The following is a 12,772-nucleotide window of genomic DNA, read 5'->3' as shown; positions in this document are numbered from 1 at the left end:
CTTCTTTTAACAGCGACATGGAAACCAGATTGTTCATAGCAGGCCGCTACCTCGACTCGGCCAGGTCGGCGCGTTTCCCCGACGTCGAGCCGGCCACCGAACGCGAACTGGCACAGGTCGCGAGTGCGAGCGCCGACGACGTGGATCGCGCAGTCATCGCGGCGCGCGAGGCTGCGGATCGTGGCCCGTGGCCGCGGATGAGCGCCGATGCGCGCGCCGGCATCCTCGACAAGATGGCCGCGGGCATCGAGAAACGTGCGCGCGATCTCGGGATGCTCGAGGCGCGTGACGTCGGCAAGCCAGTGTCAGAGTGCGTTAATCATGATGTGGCGCGGGCCGCGCGCAACATTCGATTCTTTGCGGCGGTCGCGCAAACATGGACGCACGAGGCCGCGGATAGCGACGCGAAATTTCTCGGCCGCGATTTGAAACTGATGAGCGTCACGCAACGGCCTCCCGTGGGCGTCGGCGCGATCGTGATTCCGTGGAACTCTCCCCTGATGCTCGCGACCTGGAACCTCGGGCCGTGCCTCGCTGCCGGAAACACATGCGTGCTCAAGCCGTCGGAGCTGGCGCCGCTGACGTCGATCGCGCTCGGCGAGATCGCCAACGAAGCTGGCCTGCCGCCGGGCGTGCTGAACGTCGTGCCGGGACTCGGCGACGCGGGCGCAGCGCTCGTCTCGCATCCCGGCGTCGACGCGATCGCATTTACCGGCGGCGTCGCGACTGGTCGGCGCGTGATGGCGTCGGCGGCGGAGTCGCTCAAGCGCGTCACACTTGAGCTCGGCGGTAAGTCGCCGAATCTCGTTTTTGCTGACGCGAATCTGAAGCGCACCGCGGCGGGCGTCGCGCGATCAATTTACCGCAGCCAGGGACAGTCGTGCGTCGCGGGATCGCGATTGCTGGTGGACAGGAAAATCTCCGCCGAATTTCTCGATCTGCTCGCCGCGGAGGTACCACGCCTCAAGATTGGAGACCCGCTCGTTGACGGCACCGAGTACGGCCCGCTGATTTCGGGCGCACATCGCGAGCGCGTGCATTCGTTCGTTGCCGATGCGGTGGCTAACGGCGCAAAGATTCTGGCCGGCGGAAAAAATCCCGCCGAACCTGCGCGCGGATTCTACTATCTGCCGACACTGCTCGACGGGGTCGATGCGAAGTCGCGCGCCGTGTCCGAGGAAATCTTCGGGCCGGTGCTGACGGTCGAGCGCTTCGACGATGAGGAACAGGCAATCGCGAGCGCCAATGCGACCCGCTTTGGACTTGCGGCTTATGTGTGGACCTCGAACGTCGATCGCGCGCTGCGGGTCGCTGAAAAAATCAAGACCGGGATGGTTTGGGTCAACAGTTTTTTTCTGCGCGATCTGCGCGTCCCCTTTGGAGGTGCGAAGATGAGCGGGCTTGGCAGGCAGGGAGGCCGCTTCAGCATGGAATTCTGGACCGAGCCGAAACTGGTGTGCGTCGCATACGGCGAGGAGGATCACGATGGGTAAGGTCGTCGCGACCGTATTCACCACGCATGTGCCGCGCCTGATGATCACCGATCCGATTGCGCGCCGCGCATACATGGGCCGCAACGTGACGACCTTCTACGACGCGATGCCGAAGCTCGAGCGCGAGCGCCTGCGTCATCTCGACTTCGACACCTTCTTACTAATCGATACTCACTGGTTCTCTACTTTGGAATACGTACTCAATGCTCACGAGCGGCTGTCCGGTGTGTATACATCGGAAGAGCTGCCGGAGATGCTGCATGGCCTCGAATACGACTATCGCGGCGACTGTGAACTCGCACGCGCGGTCGAAATGGAGGCGCGGGAGCGGGGGATTCGCGCGATCGCGTCGGCACATAGTAACTTGCCAATTCACTATCCGACGCTCAATGTGATGCACTATTTCAATCACGAGGCGCGTCGCCGCGTGCTTTCGGCGAGCGTATGCCAGACGGCGTCGGTCAAAAATGATTTGGCTTATGGCATGGCGATCGGACAGGCTATCTGGAAATCGAATCGCCGGGTCGTGATCGTGGCGTCAGGCGGGATGTCGCACAAGTTCTGGGATTACGATCATATTCTCGATCGCGCGTCGGCGTCGCCCGAGGACATCGCGTCAACCGCCAACCGCCTCTACGACGAACGAATCATGGAATGGTTCAAAACGGGGCGGCATGACGCTGTGCTGGCCGCCGCCGACGACTACCGGGCGCATTGCTCGCCCGAGGGCCGCTTCTCGCATTACATCACGATGGCGGGCGCGATGGGCGGTGACTCGTGGACCTGGCGCGGCGAGCAGTTCGGAAAATACGAGGCCGCAATCGGAACCGGCCAGGCGATCTTTTTCTTTCAACCGTCGTTCAGTGGAGCCGAGCGCGAAGCCGCCTAGCGCGGTTTGGCCGGAGGTGCGTTTTGAAACTTGCCCAGGGAATTTTGGCGATGCTGGTGACGCCGTTTACCGACGATTACCGGCTCAACGAAGATGCGCTGCGGCGCGAAGTTCAGTGGGCGATTGCCGCGGGCGCGGATGGCGTGGTTGCTGCGCCGAGTATCGGCGAGTTTCTCCATATGGATGAAGCCGAGCGCACGCGAGTTTTGGAAATTGTGATCGAGGAGACCAGCAATCGCGCAAATCTCTCTGCCGTTGCGATGACTTCGGGAGCGACCACGCTCGAGACTCTGCGCTATGCAAAAATCGCGGCGCGCCTCGGCTACGACGCGCAGCAGGTGATTCCGCCGTACTACTGGCGATGCGGCGAGGCCGAAGTCGAGCGCCATTACCGCATGATTGCCGAGGCCGGCGACCTGCCGGTCGTCATCTACCACAATCCCGCGCTCAGCAAGTTCAACATCACGCCGAAGTTCGCGGGCAAGCTCGCGACGATTCCCGGCGTTGTGGCGTTCAAGGAAGTGCTGACGGATTTGCAGCATCTCGAGGCGTTGTACGACGAGGTCGGCGGCCGCGCGGACATCTATAATACCTTTCGCGCGATGCTGGCAGGGCTGATGCTCGGCGCGGCCGGCGGCTTTATCAATATTTTCGCGGTGCCCGCCGCGGTTGCGCTGCTCAAGGCCTACAAGGCCGGCGAATACCAGCGCGCCGAGGAAATTCAGCGCCGGCTCAATCGATGCTTCCCGCGCGGCGGCGAAGAAACGCTCGGCCATCTTGGCACGACGAAGGTGACGGCGTCGGTCGCGACCGGCATCGAGATGGGCCCGGCGCGCCCGCCGTACATGGCGCCGCCTGACGCCGCCGAACGAATCCGCAAGCGCTTGCCGCTGCTCAACGAGGTCATCTGAAATGGGCGCGCGCTCGGGCAACAATTACCTGTCGTCGCTGAAAAAGCTGGGCGCGGAAATCTGGATCGCTGGCGCTCGCGCCGGTGACGTCACCGCTCATCCGGCGTTCGCTAACTGCGCGCGATCGGTCGCGTCGCTCTACGACATGCAGATGGAGCATCCCGAGACGATGACCTTCCGTACTGAGGACGGCGGTCGCGCAGGCATGTCGTTCATCATCCCGAAAACCGCCGACGACCTGCGCAAGCGCACACGCATGATGAAGACGTGGGCGGACTACGGGTGCGGGATGCTCGGGCGCACGCCGGATTATCTTAATGTGAGTCTCGCGGCGATGGCGGCCGCGCGCTCCTATTTCAGTGAAAGTGATCCGCGCTTTGGCGAAAACATTTGGAATTACTATGAACAGGCGCGGCATCACGATTGGTGCGCGACGCATACTCTTGTCAATCCGCGCGCGAGCCGTGCTGCGGGATGGGCGGGACATACTGACGCCGACCTCGCGCTCAAGCTGGTCGAGCAGACGAATGAGGGCATCGTCGTTAGCGGCTGCCGGATGCTCGCGACGCTCGCGCCGCTGTCTGAAGAGCTGCTCGTATTTCCTTCGACGGTGCTGAAGGCCGAGCCCGCGGCGGAGCCGTTCGCGCTGTCGTTCGCGATCAATTGCAACGCCAAGGGCCTCAAATTTCTTTGCCGCGATACTTACGACCTCGGCCGTCCGCGCTTCGACCATCCGCTCGCATCGCGCTTCGACGAGATGGACGCGGTGGTCGTGTTCGACAACGTGCTGGTGCCGTGGGAGCGGGTGTTCCTCTGCGGCGACGTCGCGCGATGCAACGCGCTGTATGCGGGGACCGGCGCCGTTGTCCACATGATGCATCAGGTCGCGGTGAAAAACGTCGCGAAGAGCGAATTCGTTTTGGGATTGGCGGCGCGAATCGCAGAGGCCAGCGACGCGATGAGCCTGCCGCACGTGCGCGATCGCCTCGCCGAGATGATCATGACGACCGAGACGATGCGCGCGTGCCTGCGCGCCGCCGAGGCTGACGCCGCGCCGGACAAGTGGGGGGTGTTCACGCCGGCGCGAGCGCCACTGGACACCGCGCGCAATCTTTTCCCGCGGCTGTATCCGCGCCTGGTCGAAATTATCCAGCTCAACAGTTCGAGCTCGCTGATGGCGACGCCGTCCGCAGCCGACTTCGCAAATCCCGCGGAGCTGCCTGATATCGAGCGCTACTTCGGCGCCGCAGACGCCCCTGCGAAGGAGCGCGTCGCGCTCTATCGATTAGCGTGGGACGTCGCATGCAGCGCCTTCGGCGGACGCCAGGTTCTCTACGAGCGCTTCTTCTTCGGCGACCCAGTCAGGATGGCAAGCGCGCTGGTCGACAATACCGATTTGAAGCCGCTGGTAGAGCGAGTGCGCGCGTTTTTGAAACGCCCCGACTGAATAATCCTCTTCTACTCCCGTCACGATTTTTAATTCCGGTTCCCCTTCCCGCTCGGGAAGGGGTTAGGGGTTAGGTTGCATGCATCCTCACAAATCCCATTCGGCTCGCAGCCATCGCCGCCACCCGTCCGTCATCCTGAGCGTAGCGAAGGATCTCGCGCGTCCGCGCGTCCAACAGCGCCGTACGCAAGAGCGTCCGTCGAGATTCTTCGCTACAGCAACTTTCGCTCAGAATGACGGAAGGGCTGCCGCGGATGGCGGAGTAGGGCGCGGCCCGGTATCGTCATCCATTCATGGCGAGACTTCGAAAAGCGGCGCGCGTCTGGGGGAATCCCAAGGCGCGCGAGATTGGCGAGCGCGTGTTGTTCGCGCCTGAGGGCGACGTCTTCACGATCGATCCTCCCGCGATGTTTGGGCGGCGCGCGCCGATCGAAATCGAGATCGGGGCGGGCAAGGGTGAATTTATTATCGAGCGCGCTGCGGAGTTTCCCGATCGCAATTTTATTGCGGTCGAACTCTCCGCGACCATCACGCGCGTGCTGGCCGTGCGATGCGGCCGCGCGGGACTCGACAATCTCCGCGTCGTGCGGATGGACGCGCGCACTCTCGTCAACCTGATGCTGCCGGACGCGAGCGTCAGCGCATTCCATATCTACTATCCCGATCCGTGGCCGAAGGAACGCCACATCAAGCATCGACTGTTCACGCCGACTCTCGCCGCGAGCCTCTTTCGCACAGTCGAGCCGGGGGCGATTGCCTACGTTGCGACTGACGTGCGTGATTATGCCGGCGAAATTTTTCCGATGATGACAGCGGCCGGATTCATCCGCGCAGTCGAGGCTGCGCCGGGCGCCGAGCGGACCGGGTTCGCGCGCAAGTATGTTGCTGCCGGGAAGCCGGTATTTTCAGCCTCTTTCCGGAGGCCGGGTGAGTCCAAAAATAGCTGAATCCGCCATCTTGTATGGACCCAGGCCCCGAATCGGCGATCGCGCCCGGATTGCAATGCCGAAGAGCCTTGTCTAACCTTTTCGCGACTCTCCGATGAAACGCCTGCTGTTGATATTGGTGGCTTTGGTGCTGCTGCCGGCAACCGCCTGTAGTCTGCGCAAGAAACCCTCTGGCGAGGACTATTACGCGCAGGCCCAACTTGATTTTGCGACAAAAGAATACAAGGCGGCGATCGAAAATTATCAGGAGGTGATCGATAAGTATCCGTTCAGCCCGTATGCCGAAGATGCCGAGATGAAAATCGGCCTCGCCTACTACCAGCAGAAGGAGTACGCCGAGGCGATCGGCTCACTCGACGATTTCGAGCGGATGCATCCGACCAGCAAGAATCTCGAGCTGGTCAGCTACTACATCGGGCTCAGTTACTACGATCAGATCGGGCGCGAGGACCAGGATCAGGGCAAGACCGTGGCGGCGCTCAAGCGTTTCCAGGAATTGGAACAGCGCTTTCCCGAAGGCGACTTCGCCGAGCTGGCGCATGACAAGGTGGTGGTGTGCCGCGAGATGCTCGCGCGCAACCAGATGGTCGTCGGCACCTACTATTACAAGCGCGCGAACTTCCGCGCGGCCGAGTCGCGCTTCGCCGAGCTGCTGCAGAAATATCCCGAGACTCCGGTCGCGCCCGACGCGCTGTTCGAGCTGGGAATTTCGCTCGAGAAGGAAGGCAAGCGATACTCCGCGGCGCAGGCGTTCGCCGCCGTGAAGAAGCATTTCCCGGATTCCAACTACTCGAAGAGAGCGCAGGCGGAGCTGACCAAGCTGCACGAACCGATCGACACTGAAGAAGATCCGCTGCCACTGGTGCTGGCCGAGACGGGCTACGGTGGGAATCCGGACGATTCGAATGCGGACAGAGTCGTCGTGCGCCAGCGCTCCGACATGCGCGGCGGCACCGATGTAGCGTCGTCAGGTGGAGGCTCGGGCTACGGCGCCGACGGACTGCCGGTGCTCGACGCCTCGACGCCGCCCGGCGCGGCGGTGAAGGCGTCATCGCAGGATGTTCCAGCCGTCGCGAATGCACCTGATCCATCGCAGCCCGATCTGCCGAGCCGAAAGTCCGGCGCACCGGACATGATGCGGGCGCCTGCCCCCATTCTGCCGAAGCCCACAGGCAGTATAGCGGGCGCGGCAGATGCGCAGGCGCGTGCGATGACGGGAATGGCCGATGCGGCTCCGTCGGGCGAGCCGGCATCGAATCAGATGGCTGCGAGCGGTGACGCTCCAGCGCAAGCGCCCGCACCGGAGCCGACGCTTCATCAGATGAATGCGGGCGCTGATACCCCACCGTTGTCGTTGAGCGAGCCGCCGACGGCCGGTCCCGCGACGCTCAAGACGATCCGGTTGTCATCGAACGATCCGCCGCTGTCGGTGATTCTCGAGCTCAGCGGGCCTGTCAGCTTCGACAAAAATCTCGAGAACAAATCCGACGGTTCGACCGCGACCGTGATGCTCAAGGACGTCACCCCCGACGTCGCGCTGCAGACTCATCTGGTGTTCGACAAATCGATCTTCAAGGATTGCAGCATCTCGAGCACCAAGTCGGGGACGACGGTGACCTTGAACATGCAGCCGGTCGCACACTTTGCGATCGTGCCGCTGGAGGGCCCGCCGCGCCTGCTGATGACGTTCACCCCGCAGGCCGGAACCCTGAAGACCAGCTCCGCGAAGTAACGTTACGCGAACACATCCTCGAACTTGATGCCTAAAAATTTCAGCACTACTTCGGCGTACACCTTCAATCCCCAGTAGAACCCCTCGATTGGCAGGCGCTCGTCGTTGCCGTGATAGAGCGAGCCGAACGGCATGTGCGGATCGAGCTTGACCGGCGAGAATCCGTAGCACGCGGCGCCGAGCTTCGAGTAGAACTTGCTGTCGGTCGCGCCCGGAATCATCCAGGGTATCGCGAGTGAGCCGGGATCGGCAGCCTCGACGGTCTTCTTGATCAACTCGAACAGCGGAGTGTCGGGACTGGTCTCGGCCGGCGGCGCAGTCTTGAGCAGCTCGAAGGTCGGCTCGGGCCCGACGATTTGCCGCAGCTCGGCCATGAAGCTTTCGGGATCCTCGCCTGGCAGCGTGCGCCCATCGAGCACGATCGTCGCCTCGCCGGGAATCACGTTGTCCTTATAACCGGCGCGCAGAATCGTCGGCGATACCGTGTTGGAAAGCATCGGCGCAAACAGCGGCCCCGGCGATTCAACCGGCACTCCCATGTCCTCAAGCGTCTGACGCATGAACGGCGAAACGTTCTTGCGCATCGGCGTCCGCACGATTCGCGTGATCAATTCGGACATTCGCGAGATCGCGGTGTCTGAGCGCGGCATCGATCCATGCCCCGGCGGCGCGGTGACCTTCATCTTGATAGTGACGAAGCCCTTCTCCGCCACCTGGATTGGGTAGAAGCGCTCGTTCCTCAGATGAACCGTGAAGCCGCCGACTTCGTTGAGTACGTAGCCCGCGCGAACCAGCTCGGGATGCCGCTCGACCAGAAACTTCGCGCCGAAATCCGATCCGGCTTCCTCGTCCGCAACCGCCGCGAGTATCACGTCGCGATTCGGCTTCACACCCGCGCGCTTCATCGCGGTCATCATCACGAGGTCCATCGCGCATTTGGATTTCATGTCGATTGAGCCGCGTCCCCACAGGCAGCCGTCGGCCGTCTCGCCACTGAAGGGCTCGCGAGTCCATCCCGATCTCTCTACCGGAACCACGTCGGTATGCGACGAGAGCAGCAGCGCGCCCGCCGCCGAATCGGTACCCTTGAAGCGCGCGATGAGGTTGGCGCGGGTCGGAGCGCTTTCGCGGATCACGGACTCGACGCCGTGCGCTCCCAGCGCTTCCGCCATGTAGTCCGCCGCGATCCGTTCGTTGCCGGGCGGATTGGTGGTATCGAGCCGCACCAGCGCGCGCAAAGCATCGATCGCTTCATTCTGAAACGCCTGCCAGGATATGGTCATCGAGTTCCCCTTTCGAATGAGTCCACTATTGTCATAGAATGCTACAACTTGTCACAACGCGAGTATAGACGTTTGAACGTCGATTATCGTCATTAGAATGACGCATTAAAAGTACCCCGCAGACTTCGCCGACCGTAATTTGTGACGTTGGCATCATGCACTAAGTGACGATAGCCTCGCTCCAAGGGTTCAGGTCGTGGGCATAATTTGCGTCGAAAGAGTCGTTGTCGCCGTGCGTGATCTGGCGGCGTCGCGCGAAAATTGGCGACGTGCCGGGTTCTCGATCGCGACCGATGAGTTCGACGGCGACGGTATCCGCATCGCGCGTCTGGCCGCGGGCGCGGTTGAAATCGATCTCTGCTCCGCGCGATCCGCCAAATCCGAATCGCCTCTCGCTCGACATCTGCGCGATGCGACCGGGAACGACAGCGGCAGCGGCATCATTGGATGGGTCTGGGGCGTAAGGGGCGTGTTGATCTCGGAAGAGCGTGAGCCGGGCTCCGCGAAATCTATCGAATCAATCCAGCTTCCCGGTCTGGAGCAGCCCTCGGTGAAGGCCGAGATGCTCACCTCGGGATTGCCGGGCGTCGTCACTGCTGCTGTGCCCATCAATCTCGACATCGAGTCGCGCCGACAGTCGCTCGCCCGGCTTTGCGGGACCAACCTGAACACGGTCGACTATCTCGAGCATATCGTCGTGATGACTCCGGTGCTGAGCGATGCGATCACCGCTAACGAAGCGGTCGGCGTTCCATGCAAGCGAATCCGTGAAGTCGGCAACGGTGCTCGGCAGGCGTTCTTCAAGCTCGAGCAGACTGTCCTCGAAATTGTCGGACCGGCGACGCGTGGACGTCCCGGGTGCTGGGGCCTCGCGCTGATGTGCTCGGACATCGCGCAGGCTGTCGCGACGTCGCGTGCAAACGGCCTGCAAGCGACCGAGCCCAAGGTGGCGATTCAAGGCGGCCAGATCGCACGAATCGTCGATCCGCTAGACGGCGTCGCGATCGCATTCATGCAACCCGGCCCGCGCCGCGACGACTGATCAGGGAACCGCGTCTTCCAACTCTGCTATCCTGACTGAACCGTGGCGCGCAGTTTTGTCATCCTGACGAAGCGAGCAACGCGAGCGGCAGGACTTGGCTTCTGGCCTCCGGACAGCTTCGCGCCAGTTAAGCCGGTTCCGGTTTCCGAAAATCGCGCAGCGCTCCTTGCTGGTGCCGTTTTAGCGCCTCCTCCGGCTGGCCTACCGCGATGATGTTACATCACCGCCCGCTGAAATTCGGGTCGCGCTTGGCCATGAATGCCTCGAGGCCTTCCTTGAAATCGCCGGAGCGGAACAGCACCAGCAGCTGCATCAGCACATGATGCGTATGCGATTCGAAGTTCTCGCTCAGCCCATGGCGGAACAGCCGCTTCATCGCGCGAATCGCCAGCGGCGCGTTGGCTGCTATCTTCGAGGCCCATCGCGTCGCCTCTTCCATCAGTTCTTCGTGCGGCACGACCTTGTTCGCGAGCCCGAGCTCCACCGCACGCGCGGGCGCGATATCGTCGGCGATGAATCCGATTTCGCACGCGCGCGCCCATCCCACCAGCCGCGGCAGATACCAGGTGCCGCCGCTCTCGGGCACGATGCCGCGCTTGGCGGACGCGGGCATCAGCTTGGCGCGATCGCTGATCAGCCTCATGTCGCATCCGAGTGCGAGGTCGAATCCGTAGCCCGCAGCGGGACCGTTGATCGCGCAGATGACGGGCAGGTCGATTCGATTCAGCGTCACGGTCGGCAGCTCGCGCGTGCTGACATGCGATGCGCCCGGGGCAGCCAGTCCCGCCCCGATGCCTTTGCCGGCGGCGATGTCCTTGAGATCGAGACCGCTGCAAAAGCCGCGTCCCTCGCCGGTAAGAATGATCGCGCGAATCTTCGGATCGTTGTCGAAATCCTTCAGCGCTTCGCCGAGTTCGTTGAGCATCTCGACGCTGATCGCGTTCATCCGGTCGGGGCGGTTGAGCTTCAAAATTGCGATATGATTGGTTTTTTCGACGAGTAGATCAGCCATTGGGGCGGTCCTCCATTCGACGTTCAGAACCTATCGCATTGCATCGATCTAGCGAATGATGCGAGATAAAGTTTCACGCGGAATCCGCGCGCGACAACGGAGCGCGTTCTTAATACTGAAAAAAAGAAGAAAGAAATGGGAATCATACATCTACCTGTATCGGCTTCGGCCGACGAGATTTGCGCGGCCCTTAACGAGGACGGATGCGTCGTTGTCGATCGCGTCGTACGACCCGAACTCATGGACGAGGTCGCGCAAGAGCTGCGGCCGTTTACTGAAAAAACTCCGCTTGGCGCCGACGAGTTCAGCGGCCGCCGCACGCGCAGGACCGGCGGACTGATCGCGCGCTCGCCGAAATCGCGCGAGCTCGTGATGAATCCCGTGGTGCTCGGCGCGGTCGGCAAGATGCTCGGACACGCGACCAGCTTTCAACTCCATCTCACGCAGATAATCTCGATCGGCCCCGGCGAGCCGGCCCAGACCATCCATCGCGACCAATGGGCGTTCGATTTCTTCCCGTTCCCGCGCGGCTACGAGGTCCAGTGCAACACGATCTGGGCGATGACGGACTTCGCCGAGGAAAACGGCGCGACGCGCGTGATTCCCGGCAGCAATCGCTTCGACGACAAGCTACGCTTCACCGAAGCCGACACCGAGCCGGCCGAGATGACCAAAGGTTCTGTCCTCTTCTACACCGGCAGCATCTATCACGGCGGCGGCGCGAACCGCTCGAAAGCTATCCGCACCGGAATCAACATCACCTACAACGTCTCGTGGCTCCGCCAGGAAGAAAATCAATACCTATCAGTGCCGCTGGAAATCGCGCGCACGCTCCCGGTCGACCTGCTTAGATTGATGGGCTACCGGCTAGGCGCCTACGCGCTCGGCTACGTCGACGACACCCGCGACCCAATCGAGGTGGTCCGCCCCGACCTGGCTCGCAACGGCTTCCGCCCCGACCTGCAGACCCAGGAATCAGGAAGCTTTCTGAAGCCTCAGCCTCCAGACTCGGCCCAGAAGTAGAGCGGTCTCCTTCTTTCCCTTTCCGTCATTCTGGGCGCAGCCTGTGTCATTCTGAGCGCAGCGAAGAATCCCGGATCTTTCTGGATGCCTGCCGACGCACCCCCAACCATGGTGTATGCGTGCCGCCCGGTAGCTGATTTCGAGATCCTTCGCTGCGCTCAGGATGACGATTGTCCTTGCTCCGAGCTATTGAGGATCACCCAGCTTCAGCAACTGCTTGCCGAAATTGGCGCCAGTGAATAGCCGGATGATCGTCTTCGGCGCCTTCTCGAGTCCTTGCTGCAAGTCGATCTGGTTCTTGAGTTTGCCCTCGGCATACCACTTCGACATCTCGGCAATCGCCTCTGGATAGCGCTGGAGGAAATGAAACACGAGGAATCCTTCCATCCGCGCGCCGTTCAAGATCAGGTTGAAATAATTCTTGGGCCCGACCGGATTCCTCTCGCCAAGGTTGTTGTACTGCGAGATCGCTCCGCACAGCACGACCCGCGACCCGAACGTCAGTCGCGCGAGCGCATAGTCGAGGATCTCGCCGCCGACGTTGTCGAAGTACACGTTGATGCCCTTCGGACAATGCTTGGCCAGCGCGGCGCCGACATCCTCATTCTTATAGTCAATCGCGGCGTCGAAGCCTGCCTCTTTCAACAGCCAGTTGCATTTCTCGTGTCCGCCCGCGATGCCAACTACGCGGCATCCTTTGATCTTGGCGATCATTCCGGCCACCGATCCGGTCGCGCCCGCCGCCCCCGAGACGACGAACGTCTCGCCCGACTTGACCGCACCTACCGCGAGCGTGCCGAAGTATGCCGTCAGTCCCGTGGTTCCGAGCAGCGACAGCGCCAGTATCGGGTCGGTGCCGGCCGGCAGTTTTTGCAGACCCATCAGCCCTTCGCCGCCGCTAACCGTGTAGTCCTCCCATCCGAAGAGTCCTTGCACGAGATCGCCTTTGGCAAATCCTGGCCGCTTGGACTCGACCACCTGTCCTACCGTGCC

11 protein-coding genes are annotated in these 12,772 nt (G+C 62.1%); 8 read left to right on the top strand and 3 right to left on the bottom strand.

The window, feature by feature from the left end; all coding sequences use genetic code 11:
• The first annotated feature begins 17 nt into the window (after positions 1–17).
• The 6 genes from WB650_RS06340 to WB650_RS06315 all read left to right on the top strand — a co-directional run bounded on the left by WB650_RS06340 (position 18) and on the right by WB650_RS06315 (position 7,419).
• Complete coding sequence (locus WB650_RS06340) at positions 18–1,493, top strand: aldehyde dehydrogenase (RefSeq protein ID WP_422304383.1); 1,476 nt, start codon at positions 18–20, stop codon at positions 1,491–1,493.
• Positions 1,486–2,382 (top strand): hypothetical protein, encoded by an 897-nt coding sequence (locus tag WB650_RS06335; protein ID WP_422304384.1) that lies wholly within the window; start codon positions 1,486–1,488, stop codon positions 2,380–2,382. The genes WB650_RS06340 and WB650_RS06335 overlap by 8 nt, the downstream gene beginning before the upstream one ends.
• A 23-nt stretch (positions 2,383–2,405) precedes the next feature.
• A complete protein-coding gene (locus WB650_RS06330; RefSeq protein ID WP_423959858.1) occupies positions 2,406–3,293 on the top strand; it encodes a dihydrodipicolinate synthase family protein in 888 nt (295 codons plus the stop codon).
• Position 3,294: 1 nt separating this feature from the next.
• On the top strand, positions 3,295–4,740 hold the full coding sequence (gene hpaB / locus WB650_RS06325) for a 4-hydroxyphenylacetate 3-monooxygenase, oxygenase component (protein WP_422304386.1): 1,446 nt from the start codon (positions 3,295–3,297) through the stop codon (positions 4,738–4,740).
• A gap of 293 nt (positions 4,741–5,033) precedes the next feature.
• Entirely contained in the window at positions 5,034–5,687 is a 654-nt protein-coding gene (gene trmB, locus WB650_RS06320) for a tRNA (guanine(46)-N(7))-methyltransferase TrmB (RefSeq protein ID WP_423959856.1), read from the top strand.
• A 94-nt stretch (positions 5,688–5,781) separates the two neighbouring features.
• Positions 5,782–7,419, top strand: coding sequence for an outer membrane protein assembly factor BamD (locus tag WB650_RS06315; RefSeq protein ID WP_423959854.1), 1,638 nt, complete (start codon positions 5,782–5,784; stop codon positions 7,417–7,419).
• 2 nt (positions 7,420–7,421) lie between these two features.
• Here the strand turns inward: WB650_RS06315 and WB650_RS06310 are convergent, their stop codons facing one another.
• Positions 7,422–8,702, bottom strand: coding sequence for a M20/M25/M40 family metallo-hydrolase (locus WB650_RS06310; protein WP_422303122.1), 1,281 nt, complete (start codon positions 8,700–8,702; stop codon positions 7,422–7,424).
• A 196-nt stretch (positions 8,703–8,898) separates the two neighbouring features.
• Here WB650_RS06310 and WB650_RS06305 point away from each other — a divergent pair, with 196 nt between their 5' ends.
• Entirely contained in the window at positions 8,899–9,744 is an 846-nt protein-coding gene (locus WB650_RS06305) for a VOC family protein (RefSeq protein WP_422303123.1), read from the top strand.
• A gap of 220 nt (positions 9,745–9,964) precedes the next feature.
• Here the strand turns inward: WB650_RS06305 and WB650_RS06300 are convergent, their stop codons facing one another.
• Positions 9,965–10,756: an enoyl-CoA hydratase/isomerase family protein gene (locus tag WB650_RS06300; RefSeq protein ID WP_423959851.1), complete on the bottom strand. Its 792-nt coding sequence runs from the start codon at positions 10,754–10,756 to the stop codon at positions 9,965–9,967.
• Positions 10,757–10,891: 135 nt separating this feature from the next.
• Between WB650_RS06300 and WB650_RS06295 the strand changes: the two genes are divergently transcribed.
• Positions 10,892–11,779: a phytanoyl-CoA dioxygenase family protein gene (locus tag WB650_RS06295; RefSeq protein WP_422300853.1), complete on the top strand. Its 888-nt coding sequence runs from the start codon at positions 10,892–10,894 to the stop codon at positions 11,777–11,779.
• Positions 11,780–11,965: 186 nt separating this feature from the next.
• On the opposite strand, the gene WB650_RS06290 is transcribed toward WB650_RS06295, so the two are convergent.
• Positions 11,966–12,772, bottom strand: an 807-nt coding sequence (locus WB650_RS06290; protein WP_423959850.1) for an NADP-dependent oxidoreductase, incomplete at its 5' end; no start/stop codon positions are given.

The sequence above is a fragment of the Binatus sp. (SeqCode) genome, assembly GCF_049584895.1.
Lineage (GTDB): Bacteria > Desulfobacterota > Binatia > Binatales > Binataceae > Binatus.
This window is presented reverse-complemented; position numbering and strand designations above follow the sequence as displayed.

Bases quoted from the DNA above. Each gene is read 5' to 3' on its own strand.
- WB650_RS06340 (WP_422304383.1), top strand. From the start codon at position 18: ATGGAAACCAGATTGTTCATAGCAGGCCGCTACCTCGACTCGGCCAGG.
- WB650_RS06335 (WP_422304384.1), top strand. From the start codon at position 1,486: ATGGGTAAGGTCGTCGCGACCGTATTCACCACGCATGTGCCGCGCCTG.
- hpaB (WP_422304386.1), top strand. From the start codon at position 3,295: ATGGGCGCGCGCTCGGGCAACAATTACCTGTCGTCGCTGAAAAAGCTG.
- trmB (WP_423959856.1), top strand. From the start codon at position 5,034: ATGGCGAGACTTCGAAAAGCGGCGCGCGTCTGGGGGAATCCCAAGGCG.
- WB650_RS06315 (WP_423959854.1), top strand. From the start codon at position 5,782: ATGAAACGCCTGCTGTTGATATTGGTGGCTTTGGTGCTGCTGCCGGCA.
- WB650_RS06310 (WP_422303122.1), bottom strand. From the start codon at position 8,702: ATGACCATATCCTGGCAGGCGTTTCAGAATGAAGCGATCGATGCTTTG.
- WB650_RS06300 (WP_423959851.1), bottom strand. From the start codon at position 10,756: ATGGCTGATCTACTCGTCGAAAAAACCAATCATATCGCAATTTTGAAG.
- WB650_RS06295 (WP_422300853.1), top strand. From the start codon at position 10,892: ATGGGAATCATACATCTACCTGTATCGGCTTCGGCCGACGAGATTTGC.